Here is a 19027-nt window from a genome sequence, read left to right as displayed (position 1 = left end):
AACAGTCCTGCGTGCTGGTGAGATGAGACGGCTCAGGACGCCTTCCTCGCCGTCTGTCGTTCCGCGTCGGTGATCGGCGCGTCGGAACCGGTCAGGTACTGCACCAGCGTGGAGCGCTCGTCCAGCACCAGCCAGCCGGTGGTTTCGGCCGTGCGCGGCTTGCCCTCCTTGGTCGTCACACCGAAATCGGCGCGGGCGGAGGAGGTTTCGGTGCCGAGCGGGACCGGGGTGGCGCCCGTTTTGGCAATGGCCAGACGTGCGACCACCGATTCGAGTCGCGGGGTTCCCGCGATGGCGACCCGGGTGCCGGGGCGGACTCCGAGCCGCAGCAGCATCCGCGCCAGGCGGTTGGACCAGCGCTCCAGCTCGCCGTAGGAGAGCGCGCAGTCGGCCGCCGTCACCGCGATGGCGGCCGGATCGAGCGTGGCGGCAACCGGCTCGGTCGCGCTCGGGCGGAGAGCGACCAGTGTTGCGGACGAATCGACCGGCTTGCACATGAGTATCATCCCCTCGGATGTGGTGATCTGTGGCGCTGTTGGGATGTATTCAGACTCGCCGCTCGCGAGTTCATCCGACAGCAACCTCAGTGCGGGGGATCACTCTCCGAGGGTGCGGGAATCCTCACCCCAGGTGTATTGATCATCCGGGGGGTCGATGCGGCTACGTGGGCTGGCGCAGCTCCTCGATGACTTGGTTGATCACTTCCTCGGAGTTGCGCGGACTCAGCGCCATGGCGCGCAGCTGATCGAACATCACCCCGTAGCGGCGCACCTCGGTGTGCCCCTCGATGATCTCGTCGCTGGCGATGCCCTCCACGTACACCAGTTCCGGGTCGGCGGGGTTCTGGAAGTCGAGCACCACGAAGGATCCGGACATGCCCGGATGCGCGCCCGCGTCGAAGGGCAGCAGCTGCAGGATGACATTGCGCTGGGCGGCGTCGTTCAGCAAGCGCTCCAACTGTTCGATCATGACCTCGGGTCCGCCGACCATGCGGCGAATCACGGCCTCGTCCAGCACCACCCAGAGTTCGAGGGGTTCCTCCTTGGTGAGCACCTTGGCGCGCTCGACGCGGGCTTGGACCCGCTGGCTGCGCACCTCGTCGGAGATCTTGGGCCAGGAGGTCTGCATGACCGCGTCGGCGTACTCCTCGGTCTGTAATAGGCCGGGGATATAGCTGGCCTGGAAGAAGCGGGCGGACAGGGCCTCCGCCTCGAAGTTGATGTACGCGCCGTACACCTCGCCGACCGCCGTCTCGAAGGGCCGTGCCATCCCGGGTTTCAGCGCGTCGGTCAGCAACTGCAAGGCATCTGAACGCTGCGGTTCGCCGATGCCGTACAGATCGAGCATGGCCGTGAGGGTGCGGCGCTGCGGGCGCGCCTGGGCGGTCTCGATCCGGTACAGGGTGGTGACATTGATGCCGGTTCGGCTGCTGACCTCTTCCTTGCTGAGTCCGGACTTCTCGCGCAGCTCGTGCAGCATCGCCGCGAGTCTGCGCAAACGAACGGTCAACACGGTGCGCTTGCCTGCCATGTCCAACCCTTTCGCCTAGCGCACGAGTTAGAACGCAGTATTGCGTTCTTGCATTTGTAAGAGCATGATCCAGCTAGCCTAGTTCTTGTACGACCGATCCGATGAGCGGTACAGCTGAATCCGGAGACCAATCATGTTGGTGCGAATAGTGATGTTGTCGGGAACGTTCTGGGAGTCGCGATGACCATGTCCATAGCCGGCGGACTGCCGACCGCCCCGCAATTGCTCTGCGCCTTCCAGGGCCGGCGTTTCCAGGACCGGGTTCTGCTCCGGTCGGCGCACGCGCTCGCGGAACTGCACGAACGCCGCGCGCAGGTGGCCGACCCGCTGCTCGTGGCCGAGATCGATTGCCGGCGCGGCGAACTCGTTGACGATATCAACGATTGGGTGGGACAGGAACTGCCGCAGCACCGCAACGGTGCCGCGCTGCACACCGAGAGCCTGGGCGCGGTGGTGGACCGGATGGCCCGGAGCTGGGTGGAGGCCAACCAGGTCATCGACCACGAGGGCGCGGCCAGTGACAATACCCATAAACACTGGTATCACCTCGCCGAACTCGTTGACGGCTACACTGATCTCGTAATCGACGTGGCCGGAGGCCGTCGCCGTTTACCTGAGCAGTGACTCCCGAAATGCATTGATACAATTGATTGCATTGCTACAGAGCCATTGTCGTCAGCGGAGACGTCAATAGAGCGGTCTATCCGGCCAATAGTTCGCTCGAAACATTGGACGTCGCCCGCCACAAGACGGCGGGCGCAACGGGGCGCCCCGCCCGGCGTGCCGCGTGGTCGACTGGCGCGGCACGCCCGTACCCGATATCGCGTTGCTCTTCGATACGACGGTTTTCGTAATTACACACCATTCGGTTTCCTACGGATGGGTTTTCGGTGATCGCGAATGGAGTTCGATGGTGAACGGAGCGGATTCGGCCGCCGAGGCACTCCGCGGACGGGCTGCGGCGGGGGCGTTTCGCATGGATACGGACGCGGCGCGGGGATGCGCCGCGAACTTCCTGCGATTCGCGGATGCGGTGGAACCGCAGCTGTCCCGGGCGGCGCGGACACACCGCCTCACCGGTTTCGGCGGCTTCGATTCGGCTCGGCAGCTACGGTGCGGATTCGAGCACAAGGGCGTCGAACTGAGTCGTTCGCTGTCGGATCTGCGCGATGCCGCGGTACGGATGGCGGAGGTGTACCTCCTCGCGGGCGGCCTCATCGAGGAAGCCGATCATTTGCCCGTCGATGCCCTGCGCGCGCTCGCGCAGGGCATCGACGGGTGAGCGCGGCCCGGCCGCGCGGCCGGGCCGCTCGGTTTCCTTCGGCCGCGCTGTCGCTCAGCTGCGGTGTGGTTCAGCCGCGGTGTTGTTCAGCGCAGCGCCGCCCGGCCGCGCAGGCGGCCCAGCACGACCAGTGCGATCAATGTGGCCAGCACCAGCAGCGTGGTGCTGGCGGCGGCGTCGAACACCTCGCCGCGGTCGGTGGCCGCGAAGATGGTGACCGGCAGGGTTTTCCAGGTGGCCGGGTAGACCATGATCGTCGCGCCCAGCTCGCCCATGGACAGCGCGATGGACAGCCCCGCCGCCGCGCCCAATGCGGGCAGCAGCAATGGCAGTGTGATCCGGAACAGCACCCGGATCGGTCCCGCCCCCAGCGATTCGGCGGCCTGCCGGTAGCCCGGATCCAGCCGGTCCAGCGCGGCCGAGACGCCGCTGAAGGCGTAGGCCAGCACCAGCACCGCATGCGCCAGTATCACGATCCACTTGGTGCCGCCCAGCAGCAGCGGGCGCTCGTTGAAGGCGATCAGGACGCCGAGCCCGATCGCCACCGACGGCACCGCCACCGGGACGTGGAAAACCGCATCGGTCGTGCGCCGCAACCATTCCGGCGCTTCCCGGGCGGCCAGCGCCGCCCAGGTGCCCAGCACCAGCGCGGCGCCGCCGGCCAGCAGCGCGGTCTGCAGGCTCACCGACAGACTGGCCGCCTGCTCGCCGGACAAGGCTCGACCGAAATTGGCGAAGCCGAGATCCGAGGGCAGCGGTCCGGTCCAGCGTCCCGCCAGCCCCGCCGCCACCACGGTGGCGATGGGGGCGATGAACACCACGGCCACCACGACCGCGAAAACGGCCAGTACGGCGGCGCGCCCGCCCCGGGTCCACACCAGCATGTCAGCTCCTTACCTTTCTTACAGGGTGGTCGACCCCGTTGGCCGTGGGTTCCGAATCGCCCGGGACGACGGGTACGGCGTTCATGGTGGTGCCCTTACCGAGCTCCGGTGAGCCGGGCGAAGATCAGGCGATAGCCGAGGTAGAGGCTCAGCGACAGCAGCACCTGCACGGTGGCGAGCACCGCCGCTCCGGGCAGGTCGAAGGTGACGATGCCCCGGGTGTAGATCAGCGCGGGCAGCGTGATCACCCCCTTGGCACCGGTGAAGAGCACGATGCCGAATTCGTTGAGCGTCAGCAGCAGTACGAGGCTGCCGCCCGCGGCCAGGGCGGGCCACGCTTCCGGGAGCACCACCCGCCACAGCACCCGCCACGGTGACGCCCCCAGACTCGACGCCACATCCAGCTGTTCGCGCGGCAGCTGGGCGAAGGCCGCCAGCAGCGGGCGCACGACGAACGGGGTGAAGAAGGTGATCTCGGCGGCGATCACACCGAGCGGTGTGGTGAGGAAGTTCAGCGCCGGTTCGGTACGGCCGGTGAGTTCGCCGATGAGCGCGTTCACCGCGCCCGCGGTGCCGTAGAGAAAGGTGAAGGCCAGCGTCACCAGGAAGGAAGGCAGCGTCAGCACGGTGTCGATGAGGCGGCCGACCAGCCCCGATCCCGGAAACGGCACGAAAGCCAGCACGATGGCGAGGAAGGTGCCCAGCACCAGACAGCCCAGGGTGGAGCACACCGCGATGGACACCGTGCGCCACAATGCGTTCCGGAACGATTCCGAACCCAGTACCGAGATCCACGTCGCGGTGCCGCGGCCGTCGTCGGTACGGGTGGACTCCAGCAGCACCCGGCCGATCGGATAGACGGCGATGCACAGCACCACCAGCACCGGCGGCAGCGCCCACAGCACCGGGGCGAGCGAGCGCCGCGGACCGGGTGGGGTGGCGGCGGGGGCGGCGGGCGTTTTCAGTATCGCGGTCACGCCCGCACCTCGGATTCGGCTGCCGCGGCTGCGGTTCCGATCCCGGGCGGAATCAGCACCCCGGCCGGATCCGGGAACCGCACGCCGACGAAATCGCCGATCGCCAGTTCCGCGTGGCCGGGCACATCGGCGGTGAGCTCACCGGGCAGACCGGCGACGTCCAGGTGCAGCCGGGTCGACGCGCCCCGCCAGACGGCGCCGGTCACGCTGGCGCGCAGGGCATCCCGCTCGGTGGATGGTCGAGCGCCCCGCGCGGTGAGGGGTCGAGCGTCCCGCGCGGTGAGGGGTCGAGCGTCCCGCTCGGTGAGCGGTCGGATCGAGACGGTGTGCGGCCGGACGCACAGGTGCGCGACCGCATTCGGCACCCAGTCGGGCCGCCCCACGCCCGGTGCGGGAGCTTCCGCGCGCAGCGTGTGCTCGCCGACGGTGACCAGTGCGGTGGTGCCGGCGACGTGATCGACGGTGCAGGGCAGCAGATTCGCGCCGCCCAGGAAGGCGGCGGTGAAGTCGGTTGGCGGCCGCTGCCACAGGTTGCGCGCACTGTCGATATCGATCAGGCGGGCGTCGCGCATGACGGCTATCCGGTCCGCCAGCGCCAGCGCCTCGGCCTGATCGTGGGTGACGTACAGCATGGCGGTGTCCGGCAGGGCCTTTCGCAGCTGCTGGAGCTCGCCGAGCATGGACTGCCGCAGCTGGGCGTCCAGGGCGGCCAGCGGTTCGTCGAGCAGCAGCACCCCGGGCCGGATGGCGAGCGCGCGGGCGATGGCAACCCGCTGCTGCTGTCCGCCGGACAGCTCCCGCGGCAGCCGCTCGGCGTATCCGCCCATGCCCACCATGGCCAGCGCCTCGGCGACGCGCTCGCCGATCTCCTTGCGCGGCACCCGATGTGCGCGCAGTCCGAAGGCCACGTTCTCGCGCACCCGCATATGCGGGAACAGCGCGTAGGACTGCACCACCACACCGATGCCGCGCCGGGCGGGGGAGAGGTGGGTGACGTCGCGGCCCGACAGGCGCACCGCACCCGAGGTGGGCCGGACGAATCCGGCCAGCGCCTTGAGTGCGGTGGACTTGCCGGAGCCGCTGGGCCCGAGCAGCGCGACCGTTTCCCCCGCGGCGACGCGGAGCGTGAAATCGGCCAGTGCGACTGTGCTTCTCCGGCCGCGCCCGTAGGTGACGCCGACCCGGTCGAACACGATGGCCGGTTCGGCGGTCGCGACGTCGGTCGCCCTGGATGTCGTCGACGCGGTGGTCATGAGTGGCGCTCCTCGGGGGTGGGGCGGATTCCTACTGGCCGGTGGCCTGCTGGTAGGCGGCGAGGTCGGCGTCGAGATCGGCGAGCACCTGCGCCCAGTCCGGGTAGATGATCTCGACGTTCTGCAGCAGTACCGCCGGGTTGGTCACGCCGCCGGAGGACATCACGCCGCGCAGTTCCTGACGGGCCGGGACGGCGAAGGAGCCGAGCAGCGCCTCCTGCGCCTCACCGGAGAGCAGGAATTCCATGAGCTGCACGGCCTCGGCCCGGTGCGGCGCGCCCTTGGTCAGACCCATCAGGTACGGCACCGGCACGGTGCTGGCCCTGCCGTCGGCGTCCGCGGGGAAGAACACCGTGAACTTGGAGCCCTTCTCCTTGATATTGGCCATATTCATCTGGATGTCGCCGTTGGCGATGAGGATCTCGCCCTTGTCGACCTTGGCCTGGAGCTTGCCGGTGGAGGAGGAGGGACCGACATTGTTCGCCTGCAGCTCGGCCAGGTAGTCCAGCGCGCCCTGCTTACCGTAGAGCTGCTGCAACAGGATCAGCACCGCGGTGCCGTCACCGGCCTGGCCCGGGGTGGAGTACTGGATCTTGCCCTTGTACTCCGGCTTCAACAGGTCGTCCCAGGTCATCCCGGCGACATTGACCGAAGGGTTGGCGATGAAGCAGAGGTAGTTGCCCGCCAGCATGACGTACTTGCCGTCTCGATCCTTGTCCGAGTCGGCGACGGCGCTGGTGTCGATGCCGCTGGGCTCGAGCAGGCCGGACTTGTCGGCCTTCTGCATGAACGGCGGCAGCGTGACCAGCACATCGGCCTGCGGGTTGGACTGCTCCTTCTCCACCCGGTTGACGACCTCGCCGGAACCGGCCTCCACCAGATTCACCGCGATGCCGGTCTTCTCCTGGAACTTGTCGAACTGGGTCTTGTACCACTCGCCGACGCCGTCGGCGGAGTAAACGGTCACCGTCTTGCCGTCGGCGGATTCGGTACCGGTGCCGCCGCAGGCGGTCATACCTAGGACGACGGCGGTGGCGGAGGTGAGGACCAACGCCGTCCTGGCGAGGGTGCGGGTCAGGCGGGTGTTCGGATTACGCACGGGGAAAGCAACTTTCGACTGGTCGGAACTACTGGATCGAAGGGATGGGGAGGGCCGCCGCCCGGCCCCTCGTGGACAGCGGGGCGGCGGGGCTTTCAGGAGCGTTCGGCCAGCAGCAGCCGGGCGAACTCGGTGACGGACCCGACCACGTGGGTGGCGCCCGCGGCGCGCAGCTGGTCCTCGTTGTGCGCGCCGGTCAGCGTGCCCGCCACGATGCGGGCGCCCGCGGCCCGGCCGGTGGCGATATCGCTGGCCGTATCGCCCAGTACCGCAACACGATCCACGGCGTCGATGCCCAAGCGGAGCAGGGCGGTGAGCACCAGGTCCGGGTAGGGGCGGCCGCGTCCGGCGTCGGCGGGCGACAGCGTCAGATCGGCGATGTCCTGCCAGCCCAGCGCCGTCAGCAGCGTGTCCTGGGTGGCGCGGCTGAATCCGGTGGTGAGCGCCACCTTGATACCGGCCGCGCGCAGTGCCGAGATCGCTTCGGCCGCACCGGGAACAGGTGCCGCCGCGGTGGCGGCCAACGCGTCGTAGGCCGCCTCGAACGCCCGGTTGGCGTGCCGTGCGCGGTCCTCGTCGCCGAGCAGGGCGCGGAAGACCGTGATCTTGGACTGCCCCATGGTGTCGAGGACGTACCGGCGCGCGGCCTCGCGCTCCAGGCCCTCGGTGGGGATTCCGGCGGCGGTGGCGGCCTCCTCGAAGGCGCGCAACACCAGGCCGCCGTCGGCGACGGTGGTTCCGGCCATATCGAGGACGGCGAGATCGATCTGCTTGTCGGACATGGGCTCCCCTACAGGTTCAGAAGGTCGGCGGTCTCTTCGCCGAGGGCCGGGCCGAGGGTCATGCCGCGTCCGCCCGGACCGGTGACGACCCAGATGGCGTCATCGGCGCGCACCCGGGTGACGATGGCCGCCGGATCGATGGACTGGCTGTACACGCCCGCCCAGCGGCGCACCACCGGCGGGAGCTTGCGGCCGAGCAGTTCCTCCACGACGCCGGTGAGGTATTCGTAGGGGGCCTCGTCCACGTCGAAGGCGAACGGTTCCTCGTATTCGTGGGTGTCGCCGATGGTGAGGCCGCCGTGCAGGCGCTGCACGCACAGCATCTGCATCCTGTGCCGGGCGGCGACGAAGGACTGCGACTCCTCGGCCTCGAGCCGGTCGAGCGCGTCACCCGCGTAGCCGGGGTAGTAGCGGAAGCTGTCGCCGTCGGCGATGGCGGTGGTGAGCTCCTCGCCCAGCGGGGCGGTCTGCATCATCTGCAACCGCACCCGGCGAACGGGCATGTCGCCCACCAGTTCCCGGGTGAGCCCGTGGTGCGCGGCACCCGGGCAGACCACCACCAGATCGCCCGCGTGGCGGCGGCCGCGGTCGTCGACCACGGTGCCGCCGGTGACGGCGCGCGCTTCGGTTCCGGCGAAGAAGCGATACCGCCCGGTGGCGTCCATATACCGGCGCAGCGCGGGCAGCGCCTGCCGGGACTCCACCGCCGCATCGGTCGAACAGTGCAGTCCGGCAAGGAATGCGCCGCGCAGCGTGGGATTGAGCGCACGTACCCGCTCGGGGTCGAGCAGTTCGAACCCGCGCTCGCTCGCCGATGGGGCGTTCGCCGCGGCCTCGGCCACCGCGAGTTCGGCTTCGGTGCGTACCAGGGTCATCGAACCCGCGGGGCGGAAGCCGACGCCCGGCACCCGGCCGCCGATCTCCTCCCACAGCTGCCGGGAGCGCAGCGTGATCTCCAGTTCGCCGGCGCTGCGTCCGGACACCCACACCAGGCCGAAGTTGCGCACGGTGGCCCCGCGGGCCTCGGCCTCGCGCTCGAGCTGGATCACTTCGTGGCCGCGCCGGACGGCGGCCAAGGCGTGGGCGGTGCCGAGGATGCCGCCGCCGATGATGACCAATCGCATGCGCCCTATGGTGGCTACTGGTCTAGACCAAAGGGTGTTTCGTGCGCAAACGCCAGGTTAAGAATTGGTATAGACCATTACGCGGTACGCTGTGGGGCATGGAGAGATCCGACGCGGTGGGGGCGGGCGCGCGTATCCCGAAGGCGTATCTGATCCGCACCGAACTCGACGCCATGCTGGCCGGACTCGCCGTGGGCGATGCCGTGCCCTCCGAACGCGAACTGGCCCTGCGCTTCGGCGTAGCCCGCGAAACGGTGCGGCAGGCGCTGCGAGATCTGCTGGTGGAAGGGCGAATTCGGCGAAAGGGCCGGGGTACGGTGGTCTCCCGGCCGAAGATGGTGCAGCCGCTGTCGCTGCGTTCCTACACCGAGGGGGCCATCAGCTTCGGGCGGGTGCCCGGTCGCCTGCTCGTCGCATGGACCGACGTCCCCGCCGATGACGGCATCGCCCGCGATCTGGCGCTGCCCGCCGGAACGCCCGTCATGCATCTCGAGCGTGTCCTGCTCGCCGACGGCGAACGCATCGGCCTGGAGAGCACCTTTATGCCGCTGCCGCGCTTCGCCTGCCTGCGCGGCAACTACGACCCCGAAACCTCCCTCTACGCCGCCGTCCGCGCCCTCGGCGTCACCTACGCCGCCGCCACCGAACGCATCGAAACCGTGCTCGCCTCCCCCCGCGAGGCCGCCCTGCTGGAATGCACCACCGCCCTGCCCATGATCCTGCTGCACCGCCGCAGCGTCGACGCCGACGGCGCCCCCATCGAACGCGTCCGCGCCCTCTACCGCGGCGACCGCATCGCCTTCGAGGCGCACCTGCGCGAGTAGCGGTGGCGAGCACCGCCCCCGCCGCGGCATTGCCGAAGGCCGCGGCCGCGTGGGGGCGCGAGCTGCAGCCGACACCCGAGAGCAACCAGCCGCGCGCTGGCGGTGCGTGACTGCGATCAGCTACTATAAGTTGAAACTTATAGAAGGAGGTTGTCATGCCCTTGCCGACCGACCCGGCCGCCGTGGCCGGACTGGTGCATCGGGAGCTGCGCAGCGGTGAGCGCGCCGGAGCGCCGACCAAGATCGCCATCGCGCGTCGCACCTACCCGACCGAACAGGCCGACCTGTGGAGTGCGCTGACCGATATGGAGCGCATTCCGCGGTGGTTCGCGCCGGTCTCGGGTGAACTGAAGCTCGGCGGGACGTATCAGATCGAAGGCAATGCCGGCGGTGTCGTCGAGGAATGCGACGAACCGCGGCGGTTCGCCATCACGTGGGTCTTCGACGAGCAGACCTCGTGGGTGGCGGTGAGTCTCAGCCCGGACGGGGACGGCACGCGGCTGGAGCTGGTGCACGAAGCGCACGTGGACCCGGAGTTCTGGGAGCGGTTCGGCCCGGGGGCCGTTGGCGTCGGCTGGGATCTCGCCCTCATGGGGCTGGGTGAGCACCTGGCGACCGGGCAGTCGATGGACCCGGCCCTGGCACTGACCTTTCACGAGACCCCGGAGGGCCGCGCCTTCATCGAACTCGCGGCGCGCGGCTGGGCCGAGGCCGCCATCGGCGACGGCGCGGACCCGGCCGCCGCCCGCGCGGCCGCCGACCGCACCATCGCGTTCTACACCGGTGCCTCCGAGGACGGCGCGCACTCCTGATGGACCGCTCCCCGGCGAAGATCTTCGAGGCGCTGGGCGACCCCATCCGCCGCCGCATCCTCGAATTGTTGGCCGCCACCGGCGAACAGCCCGCGGGCGCGATCGTGACCGCGGTGCGACGCCATGCGGCCATCTCCCAGCCCGGCGTCTCCCAGCACCTCAAGGCGCTGCGCGACGCCGGGCTGGTGCGCACCCGCGCCGAGGGCACCCGCCGCTGCTACACGCTCGACCCCGACGGGATCGAGGCGGCACAGCATTGGCTTGCGGCCCTGCACGATTCGCTCGCACCGTTCGCCCAGCCGCTCGACGCCCTCGCGACCGAGATCGCCCGCGGCACGCGCGCCCGCCGCACCGGAGGCGAGATCAGCCCGGCTGCCCCTGCCGGTCGCGCTGCTGATCCGGATGCGCCCGCAGCGAGCCCGCGTGCGCCTTCGCGGTCGGATCCTGCCGCGTCTTGATCAGGCTGGCCACCGTGACCACCACGAGTATCGTGATGATCACGCCCAGGCTGACCGAGGTCGGAATCTCCGGCACGCGATCGTCGATGTCCACGTGCGCCCAATGCAGGATGAGCTTGGCGCCGATGAACGCCAGAATCAGCGACAGACCGGTCGACAGGTACACCAGCCGATCCAGCAGACCCTTGACGAGGAAGAACAGCGCCCGCAACCCCAGCAGCGCGAAAGCGTTGGCGGCGAAGACGATATAGGGCTCGCGGGTGACGCCGAACACCGCGGGGATCGAGTCCAGCGCGAACAGCAGGTCGATGCTGCCGATGGCCAGCAGCACGATGAACAGCGGCGTCACCATCCGCCGTCCGTCCACCCGCGTGGTCAGCTTCCCGCCGACGTAGTCGTCGGTAATGGGCAGGAACCGGCGCGCCGCCCGCACCATCACATTGTCGTCGACTTCGGGATCCTGGTCGCGGTGCCGGAACAGCTGCACCGCGGTGTAGATCAGCAGCAGGCCGAACAGCAGGAACATGAAGGAGAACAGCGCCAGCAGCGTCGCGCCCAGGGCGATGAAGATGGCGCGCATGATCAGCGCCAGCACGATGCCGAAGGTGAGCACCTTGTGCTGATGCTCCTCCGGTACCGCGAAAGTGGTCATGATGATCACGAAGACGAAGAGGTTGTCGACCGACAGGCTCTTCTCCACCACGTATCCGGCGAAGAACTCCGCCCCGAGCCCGCTGCCGTACTGCCAGGCCAACCACACGCCGAACGCGACGGCCACGAGAATGTAGAAGACCGACCAGATGGTGGCCTCGCGGAAGCCCACCCGGTGCGGCTTCACCGCCGCCACGATCAGATCCACGGCGAGCAGCGCCAGAATCAGACCTATGGTGACAATCCAGGTCAGGGTACTGATTTCGGCCACGCGCGCATCCTCTGCTGTTGCTGTCCCGTGTGGCATGGACGCCACCCGAGAGTGTCCCCCGAGATCGTAGCGGGAGGCGGCGACGGTGCGGGGCCGGCCGCGCCGGGGCGGCGTCGTTCGGTCGTAGTGAACCGGTGTCGGGCACGGCACTCCGGTGCGATCGTCGCCACGCTCACCGCACCTGCGGTGCCACCTTGGTGCCGAGCAGTTCGATAGTGCGCAGCACGTTCTCGTGCGGCAGCGTGCCCACGCTGGTGTGCAGCATGAACCGCTCCAAGCCGAGATCGTCTCGTACCGCGGCGATCTTCTCCGCCACGTAGTCGGGGGTGCCGACGAACAGCGAACCGCTCTGCGAGCGCAGCGCGTCGAAGTGGTCGCGGGTCATGGGGGCCCAGCCGCGTTCGCGTCCGATGGCGCTCATGGCGGCGGCGTAGGGCGGGTAGAAGTCGTGCACCGCCTGCGCATCCGTTTCCGCCACATAGCCGTGCGCGTGCACCGCCACCGGTCGCGGCTCGTGGCCGCCCTCCGCCAGCGCCCGGTGATACAGGTCCACCAGTGGTGTGAAGCGCGCGGGCTGCCCGCCGATGATGGCGATGGCCAGTGGCAGGCCGAGCAGCCCGGCGCGGGCGACGGATTCGGGGGTGCCGCCCACCGCGATCCACACTGGCAGCGGACGCTCGGTGCGCGGGTACACCACGGTGTCGCGCAGCGGGGCGCGGAACTTCCCGGACCAGGTGACCGGCTCGTTCTCACGAATCTTCAGCAGCAGTGCCAGTTTCTCGTCGAAGAGTTCGTCGTAGTCGCCCAGGTCGTAGCCGAACAGCGGGAAGGATTCGATGAACGAGCCACGGCCCGCCATCAATTCGGCGCGCCCGCCGGAGAGCAGGTCCAGGGTGGCGAACTCCTGGTACACGCGCACCGGGTCGGCCGAGCTGAGCACGGTGACCGCGCTGGTGAGCCGGATGCGCTCGGTGCGGGCGGCGATGGCCGACAGCACCACGGTGGGAGCGGAGGCGGCGAAGTCGGCGCGGTGGTGCTCGCCCACGCCGTAGACGTCCAGTCCCGCGCGTTCGGTGGCGACGGCCTCGTCCACCACCTCGCGCAAGCGCTGTCCGGCGCTGGGCGCGGGGCGGTCGCCGACGGCGGTCATCTCGGCGAATGTGGTCAGTCCCATTTCCACGGCTGGTGCCTCCTGCAAGTAGTTACCACGTCAACCAAGTGGGTAAACGGACCACGGTCCGGAAGTATTCCGGTGAAGGAGCACTCTGCGCGGGCGGATAGTCTTGTTCCATGTCAGTGCGCACCCGCAAACCTCTCGTTCCCGGCACCCAGTCGCCCATTCGAGAGGTGCCGAAGTCCATCGAGCGGCCGGAGTACGTCTGGAAGAAGACCGCCAACGAGGGACACGAGCCCTGGGTGCAGACGCCGGAGACCATCGAGAAGATGCGCATCGCGGGCAAGATCGCGGCACAGGCCCTCGCGGAGGCGGGCAAGGCCGTCGCGCCCGGCGTCACCACCGATCAGCTCGACGCCATCGCGCACGAGTACCTGTGCGACCACGGCGCGTACCCGTCGACGCTGGGCTACAAGGGATTTCCCAAATCCTGCTGCACCTCGCTCAACGAGGTCATCTGCCACGGCATCCCCGACTCCACCGTGATCGAGGACGGCGACATCGTGAATATCGACGTCACCGCCTATATCCACGGCGTGCACGGCGACACCAACGCCACCTTCCTCGCCGGTGACGTGGACGACGAGGTGCGCCTGCTGGTGGAACGCACCGAGGAGGCCACCATGCGCGCCATCAAGGCGGTGCGGCCCGGCCGCGCCCTCAATGTCATCGGCCGCGTCATCGAGTCCTACGCCAACCGCTTCGGCTACGGCGTGGTGCGCGATTTCACCGGCCACGGCGTCGGGCCCACCTTCCACAGCGGCCTGGTGATCCTGCACTACGACCAGCCCGCGGTGGACGCCGAGATCGAACCGGGCATGACCTTCACCATCGAACCCATGATCAATCTCGGCGGCATCGACTACGAGATCTGGGACGACGGCTGGACGGTCGTCACCAAGGACCGCCGGTGGACGGCACAGTTCGAGCACACCCTGGTCGTCACCGAGGACGGCGCGGAAATCCTCACCCTGCCGTGACGCCGCTCCCCGCCGCGGAGGCCACCCGGTGAAGGGCGCGCTGCTGGTCGCTGGCACCACCTCCGATGCCGGGAAAAGCGTTGTGGTGGCGGGACTCTGCCGGATGCTGGCGCGGCGCGGGGTGCGCGTCGCACCGTTCAAGGCGCAGAACATGTCCAACAACTCCGTCGTCACCCTGGACGGCGGGGAGATCGGCCGCGCGCAGGCCCTGCAGGCGCGGGCGTGCGGGCTCGAGCCCAGCGTGCGCTTCAACCCGATCCTGCTCAAACCCGGCAGCGACCGGCGCTCCCAACTGGTGGTGCGCGGGCGGGCCGTGGACACCGTCGGCGCGCGCGACTACTTCCGGCACCGCCAGCGGCTGCGGCAGGTGGTGGTGGACGAATTGGCCGCGCTGCGCGCCGAATTCGATGTGGTGATCTGCGAGGGCGCGGGGTCACCGGCCGAAATCAACCTGCGCGCCACCGATCTGGCGAATATGGGCCTGGCGCGCGCGGCCGGGCTGCCGGTGCTGCTGGTCGGCGATATCGATCGCGGCGGGGTGCTCGCCCACCTGTTCGGCACCGTCGCCATTCTGGAACCCGAAGACCAGCAACTGATCTCGGGATTCGTCATCAACAAGTTCCGCGGTGACGTGGAGCTGCTGCGGCCCGGGATCGACCAGCTCACCGCGCTCACCGGCCGCCCGACCCTCGGCGTCGTCCCCTTCGCCGAGGAGCTGTGGCTCGACGCCGAGGACTCCCTCGGCACGGTCGCCGACGCCCCGGTGGGCCGCTCCCTGCCGCCGCGCGGGCGGGAATGGCTGACCGTCGCCGCCATCCGGCTGCCGCGCATCTCCAACTCCACCGATGTGGAGGCGCTGGCCTGCGAGCCGGGTGTTGCGGTGCGCTGGGTCGCCGACCCGTCCCGGCTGACCGGCGCGGACCTGGTGGTCCTGCCCGGCAGCAAGGCCACCGTGAGCGATCTGGAATGGCTGCGCCGCACCGGGATCGCCGATGCCCTGCGTGCCCGTGTCGCGGCGGGCGGGGCCGTTCTGGGCATCTGCGGCGGTTATCAGATGCTCGCGCGCGGCATCGACGACCGCGTGGAATCGGACGCGGGCGCGGTCGCGGGCCTCGGCCTGCTGGATCTGGAGATCGAATTCGCCGATCCGAAGGTGCTGCGCCGCTCCACCGGCCACGCCCGCGGCCTGCCCGTGCACGGTTATGAGATTCATCATGGTCGGGTCCGCCACAGCGGCGACCGGCCCTGGCTGGAGCTGAACGGCGCTGCCGAAGGCAGTGTGCGCGGCTCCGTCTGGGGCACCCACCTGCACGGCATCCTGGAGAACGACGCGTTCCGCCGGGCCTGGCTGCGTGAACTCGCCGACCGCGCCGGGCGTACCGGCTTCGTTGTGGCCGACGATGTTTCGGTGGCCCAGGAGCGCACCGCCCAGGTGGACCTGCTCGCCGACCTGATGGAAAAACACCTGGACGAGGCGGCCCTGGAACGGCTGATCACCGGGGGCGCACCGACCGATCTCGCCATTCTGCGCACCACCCGCTGAGCCCCGATCGAAATCACACCGACACGCGCTGCGGACTCCCGGGTGGCGTGTACCGTGAATTCACATGGAATCTCGGCAGCTCACGGTCGGTGACAAGACGTGGACCGTGCGAGCCGGGGGCCCCGAATCCCGGCACAGTGTCCTGCTGCTGCCCGATGCGGGCGCTCCCGCGGATGTCTACGACCAGGTCTGTGCCCGCTTGCACAACTCCGACCTGCGCACCTTCGTCGTCGAACACGCCGACGGCCTCGACACCGCCACCGTGCTGGCCCTGCTCGATCAGCTGAACGTGCCGTGGGCCAATCTGGTCGGCTGCGGTGCCGGGGCCGAGTTGGCGTGGCAGCTGTCCGCCCGGGGTTTCGGCCGCTTCATGAGTCTGGTGGCGGCCGGTCGCGCCCATCCCGCGGTGCCCGGCCCCGGCGGCGCCGCCCCGGATCCCGGCTGCCCGGCGGTGGAGATCCCCACCACCCTGCTGGCCACCAAGGAGCTGCCCCGGGAGGCGGCCGAGGCGTCCGGCCGCCACGTCTACGGGGAATACCGCCTGGTCACCATGGATGTCACCGATGTGGCCGCCGAGGGCGGCCACGAGCTGGCCACCGAGATCGTGCTACGCACCAGCTTCTGGTGAGGTGGCGACGGGCTCGGCCGACGCGGTGTCGAGCCAGTCCAGCCACGAATCCAGTTCCGCGAACGCCTGTTTGCGCGGCGTCTCCGCGGACAGGAACACGTCGTGGCGCGCCCCCTCGATGGGCACGATATTGGTGCGCGTGCCCAGGCAGCCCGACCAGCGCTGGATCTGGCGCACGTCCAGCACCACGTCCGAGACATCCGCGGCCGGACCGTACTCGCGCATGAACTTGGTCACCTTCGACCGCATGATGAGCGCGGGCACCCCGATATCCAGGCCCTGTTGCAGGCGGGCATGCCCGCGGCGGATGGCGCGCAGCCAGCCCGCGTGCACCGGGAAGCCGGTCAGCGGCTTCCAGTCCAGGTCGTAATCCCATTCTCCGGCGACGGTGTGGTGCAGGCTGTCGCCGTAGGCGCGGCCCTCGGGCAGCGGCAGCCGGGTCATGGCGCTGAGCCGGGCCAGGCCGTGCAGCACCGCCGTACCGACCGACCGGTAATAAGCTGGTCCCTGCAAATCGAACCACGGGCTGTTGAGCGCCAACCCCGTGACGCCCCGCGCCCGCACACCGCCCTCGGAACGATTGAGCCGGTTCAGCCACAGCGAGGCGATGAGCCCACCCGTCGAATGCGCCAGGATCAGGGTGGGCAGCCCGGTCTCGGCGCGGATGGTGCGCAGCGAGCGGTTCAACTCGGCGTCGTAGAGGGTCAGATCGCTGACGTAGTGCGCGGTCTGCCCCGACCTCCGGGCCCGGCCGCACTTGCGCAGGTCGAGCGCGTAGAAGCGATAGCCGCGCCCGGCGAAATGCTCGGCCAGATGCTTCTGGAAGAAGTAGTCGGTGAACCCGTGCACATAGAGCACGGCCTTGGTGGCGACCGGCGCGTCGGCGGGCGTGTGGCGGACCAGGACTGCCTCCACCTCGCCCTCGCCGTCCGGGTCGGCACCCAGCGGGATGGTCAGCTGTTGGTAGCCCGCACCCAGCACATCCGGCTGCCAGGCGGGGGCCGTCGGATCGGTGACGGCGGAGGTCGCGGCGGGCGTATCGGAGCTCACAGTCCCAATCTATCCCCCGACGTCACGGCATCCCACCCGGGAGGTATCTCTCACAATCGGCCCTGTCGCTGCGGGAATTCCGCGTGTTGAGGGGCACAATCGACACTAGGTGAACGACGGGTAACCTAAGCGCCGCTGGGTTGCCGCATCTAGGACAAGGAAGTCGATCTACCCGTGCCGAACGCTGCCAAGATTGAGAAGACCGATGTAGTACTCATCGGTGCCGGCATCATGAGTGCCACCCTGGGTGCACTGCTTCGCCAGGTGCAGCCGGACTGGTCGATCACCGTGTTCGAGCGGCTCGACGCCGCCGCCGCGGAGAGCAGCGACCCGTGGAACAACGCGGGCACCGGCCACTCCGCCCTGTGCGAGCTCAATTACACGCCGCAGAACGCCGACGGCTCCGTCGAGATCACCAAGGCCGTCGACATCAACGAGCGCTTCCAGGTGTCGCGCCAGTTCTGGTCGTACGCCGTGGAGACCGGCATCCTGGCCGAGCCCTCGAACTTCATCAACCCCATCCCGCACGTGAGCTTCACCCACGGCGAGGCGGATGTGCGGTACCTGCGCAAGCGCTACGAGGCGCTGTCGCGGCATCCGCTGTTCGAGGGCATGGAATTCGTCGACAGCCCCGACGAATTCGCGCGTCGGCTGCCGCTCATGGCCCGCGGCCGCGACTTCTCCGACCCGGTCGCGCTGAACTGGACCGAGGCGGGCACCGATATCGACTTCGGCGAGCTGACCACCGAACTGCTGGCCTACCTGGGCGCGTCCGGTGCGAATATCGCCTTCGGGCACGAGGTGCGCAACCTCACCAAGCAGTCCGACGGCTCCTGGCTGGTGAAGGTGCGCAACACCCGCACCGGCAAGGCGCGCGTCGTCAATGCCAAGTTCGTCTTCGTCGGCGCGGGCGGCGGTGCGCTGCCGCTGCTGCAGAAGTCCGGCATCAAGGAGATCTCCGGTTTCGGCGGGTTCCCGGTGTCGGGCCTGTTCCTGCGCTGCACCAATCCGGAACTCATCGCCAAGCACGAGGCCAAGGTGTACGGCAAGGCCGCGGTGGGCGCACCGCCGATGTCGGTGCCGCACTTGGACACCCGCGTCATCGACGGCGACCGCGGCCTGCTGTTCGGCCCCTACGCGGGCTGGACGCCGAAGTTCCTCAAGGACGGCGGCTACGCCGACCTGCTCAAGTCGGTGAAGCCCAACAACCTGTTCTCCATGCTCGGCGTCGGCGTCACCGAGTTGGGCCTGGTCAAGTACCTGGTCTCGGAGCTGCTGAAGTCGCAGGCCGGTCGGGTCGACGCGATGGAGGAGTTCATTCCGCGCGCCGACGGTCGCGACTGGGAGCTGATCATCGCGGGCCAGCGCGTGCAGATGATCCGGCGCAAGGGTGCGGGCGGCGTGCTCGAACTGGGCACCGCGGTGGTGGCGGCCGAGGACGGCACCATCGCCGGCCTGCTCGGCGCCTCCCCGGGTGCGTCCACCTGCGTGAGCGCCATGCTCGACGTCATGCAGAAGTGCTTCCCGAACGAATACGCCTCGTGGCGGCCGAAACTTGCGGAAATGGTGCCGTCGCTGGGCGTGAAGCTCTCGGAGAACCAGGCGTTGTTCCGCGAGGTGTGGGACTGGTCCAACAAGGCGCTGCGTCTCGAATCGAACACGCCCGCCACCGAAGGGGTCGCGCCGCGCGCCGCGGTGTGATAGC

The 19027-nt window shown here is 69.1% G+C and carries 20 protein-coding genes; 9 read left to right on the top strand and 11 right to left on the bottom strand.

What is annotated here, in order from left to right; genetic code table 11:
* Window positions 1-32: 32 nt before the first annotated feature.
* Together QMO76_RS17720 and QMO76_RS17715 are read right to left on the bottom strand one after the other, a co-directional pair.
* Window positions 33-497, bottom strand: coding sequence for an AMP-binding protein (locus tag QMO76_RS17720; RefSeq protein WP_306362422.1), 465 nt, complete (start codon window positions 495-497; stop codon window positions 33-35).
* Window positions 498-660: 163 nt separating this feature from the next.
* A complete protein-coding gene (locus tag QMO76_RS17715) occupies window positions 661-1530 on the bottom strand; it encodes a helix-turn-helix transcriptional regulator (protein WP_306362421.1) in 870 nt (289 codons plus the stop codon).
* A 264-nt stretch (window positions 1531-1794) separates the two neighbouring features.
* Here QMO76_RS17715 and QMO76_RS17710 point away from each other — a divergent pair, with 264 nt between their 5' ends.
* Window positions 1795-2154, top strand: coding sequence for a DUF4254 domain-containing protein (locus QMO76_RS17710; protein WP_372342014.1), 360 nt, complete (start codon window positions 1795-1797; stop codon window positions 2152-2154).
* 352 nt (window positions 2155-2506) lie between these two features.
* The gene (locus QMO76_RS17705) at window positions 2507-2812 is read left to right on the top strand and encodes a hypothetical protein (protein WP_306362419.1); all 306 of its coding nucleotides are present in this window, start codon (window positions 2507-2509) and stop codon (window positions 2810-2812) included.
* Between the two features lie 86 nt (window positions 2813-2898).
* Here the strand turns inward: QMO76_RS17705 and QMO76_RS17700 are convergent, their stop codons facing one another.
* From QMO76_RS17700 to QMO76_RS17675, 6 genes are all read right to left on the bottom strand, one after another.
* On the bottom strand, window positions 2899-3696 hold the full coding sequence (locus QMO76_RS17700; RefSeq protein WP_306362418.1) for an ABC transporter permease: 798 nt from the start codon (window positions 3694-3696) through the stop codon (window positions 2899-2901).
* A 95-nt stretch (window positions 3697-3791) separates the two neighbouring features.
* Window positions 3792-4673, bottom strand: a complete 882-nt coding sequence (locus tag QMO76_RS17695) for a 2-aminoethylphosphonate ABC transporter permease subunit (RefSeq protein ID WP_306362417.1) — start codon at window positions 4671-4673, stop codon at window positions 3792-3794.
* Window positions 4670-5926, bottom strand: coding sequence for an ABC transporter ATP-binding protein (locus QMO76_RS17690; RefSeq protein ID WP_306362416.1), 1257 nt, complete (start codon window positions 5924-5926; stop codon window positions 4670-4672). Before QMO76_RS17690 ends, QMO76_RS17695 begins: the two co-directional genes overlap by 4 nt.
* Before the next feature lie 31 nt (window positions 5927-5957).
* Window positions 5958-6941, bottom strand: a complete 984-nt coding sequence (locus QMO76_RS17685; protein ID WP_372342013.1) for a 2-aminoethylphosphonate ABC transporter substrate-binding protein — start codon at window positions 6939-6941, stop codon at window positions 5958-5960.
* Between the two features lie 179 nt (window positions 6942-7120).
* Window positions 7121-7807 carry a phosphonatase-like hydrolase gene (locus tag QMO76_RS17680; protein WP_306362415.1) on the bottom strand — a complete coding sequence of 229 codons (687 nt, stop codon included), beginning with the start codon at window positions 7805-7807 and terminating at the stop codon, window positions 7121-7123.
* 8 nt (window positions 7808-7815) lie between these two features.
* Entirely contained in the window at window positions 7816-8931 is a 1116-nt protein-coding gene (locus QMO76_RS17675) for a TIGR03364 family FAD-dependent oxidoreductase (protein ID WP_306362414.1), read from the bottom strand.
* A gap of 116 nt (window positions 8932-9047) precedes the next feature.
* On the opposite strand from QMO76_RS17675, the gene QMO76_RS17670 reads away from it, so the two are divergent.
* The 3 genes from QMO76_RS17670 (at window position 9048) to QMO76_RS17660 (ending at window position 11025) form a co-directional block, all read left to right on the top strand.
* Window positions 9048-9755 (top strand): GntR family transcriptional regulator, encoded by a 708-nt coding sequence (locus QMO76_RS17670; RefSeq protein ID WP_306362684.1) that lies wholly within the window; start codon window positions 9048-9050, stop codon window positions 9753-9755.
* Window positions 9756-9910: 155 nt separating this feature from the next.
* Window positions 9911-10567, top strand: a complete 657-nt coding sequence (locus QMO76_RS17665; RefSeq protein WP_306362413.1) for an SRPBCC family protein — start codon at window positions 9911-9913, stop codon at window positions 10565-10567.
* Window positions 10567-11025, top strand: a complete 459-nt coding sequence (locus QMO76_RS17660) for a helix-turn-helix transcriptional regulator (protein WP_306362412.1) — start codon at window positions 10567-10569, stop codon at window positions 11023-11025. Before QMO76_RS17665 ends, QMO76_RS17660 begins: the two co-directional genes overlap by 1 nt.
* Here QMO76_RS17660 and QMO76_RS17655 read toward each other — a convergent pair.
* Together QMO76_RS17655 and QMO76_RS17650 are read right to left on the bottom strand one after the other, a co-directional pair.
* Window positions 10931-11947, bottom strand: a complete 1017-nt coding sequence (locus tag QMO76_RS17655) for a TerC family protein (protein ID WP_306362411.1) — start codon at window positions 11945-11947, stop codon at window positions 10931-10933. The genes QMO76_RS17660 and QMO76_RS17655 overlap by 95 nt on opposite strands.
* 172 nt (window positions 11948-12119) lie before the next feature.
* Complete coding sequence (locus QMO76_RS17650; RefSeq protein ID WP_306362410.1) at window positions 12120-13127, bottom strand: LLM class flavin-dependent oxidoreductase; 1008 nt, start codon at window positions 13125-13127, stop codon at window positions 12120-12122.
* Window positions 13128-13237: 110 nt separating this feature from the next.
* Between QMO76_RS17650 and map the strand changes: the two genes are divergently transcribed.
* The 3 genes from map to QMO76_RS17635 all read left to right on the top strand — a co-directional run bounded on the left by map (window position 13238) and on the right by QMO76_RS17635 (window position 16272).
* The gene (gene map / locus QMO76_RS17645) at window positions 13238-14101 is read left to right on the top strand and encodes a type I methionyl aminopeptidase (RefSeq protein ID WP_306362409.1); all 864 of its coding nucleotides are present in this window, start codon (window positions 13238-13240) and stop codon (window positions 14099-14101) included.
* A 28-nt stretch (window positions 14102-14129) separates the two neighbouring features.
* The gene (locus QMO76_RS17640; RefSeq protein WP_306362408.1) at window positions 14130-15644 is read left to right on the top strand and encodes a cobyric acid synthase; all 1515 of its coding nucleotides are present in this window, start codon (window positions 14130-14132) and stop codon (window positions 15642-15644) included.
* Window positions 15645-15708: 64 nt separating this feature from the next.
* Window positions 15709-16272 carry an alpha/beta hydrolase gene (locus QMO76_RS17635; RefSeq protein WP_306362407.1) on the top strand — a complete coding sequence of 188 codons (564 nt, stop codon included), beginning with the start codon at window positions 15709-15711 and terminating at the stop codon, window positions 16270-16272.
* Here the strand turns inward: QMO76_RS17635 and QMO76_RS17630 are convergent.
* Window positions 16252-17322: an alpha/beta hydrolase gene (locus QMO76_RS17630; RefSeq protein WP_306362406.1), complete on the bottom strand. Its 1071-nt coding sequence runs from the start codon at window positions 17320-17322 to the stop codon at window positions 16252-16254. The genes QMO76_RS17635 and QMO76_RS17630 overlap by 21 nt on opposite strands.
* A gap of 174 nt (window positions 17323-17496) precedes the next feature.
* Between QMO76_RS17630 and mqo the strand changes: the two genes are divergently transcribed.
* Window positions 17497-19023, top strand: coding sequence for a malate dehydrogenase (quinone) (gene mqo, locus QMO76_RS17625; protein ID WP_306362405.1), 1527 nt, complete (start codon window positions 17497-17499; stop codon window positions 19021-19023).
* Window positions 19024-19027 lie beyond the last annotated feature (4 nt).

This window comes from Nocardia sp. CC227C, from assembly GCF_030767025.1.
Taxonomy (GTDB): Bacteria; Actinomycetota; Actinomycetes; order Mycobacteriales; family Mycobacteriaceae; genus Nocardia.
The sequence above is the reverse complement of the archived record's forward strand: the minus strand, read 5'-3'. Positions and strand labels throughout refer to the sequence as shown.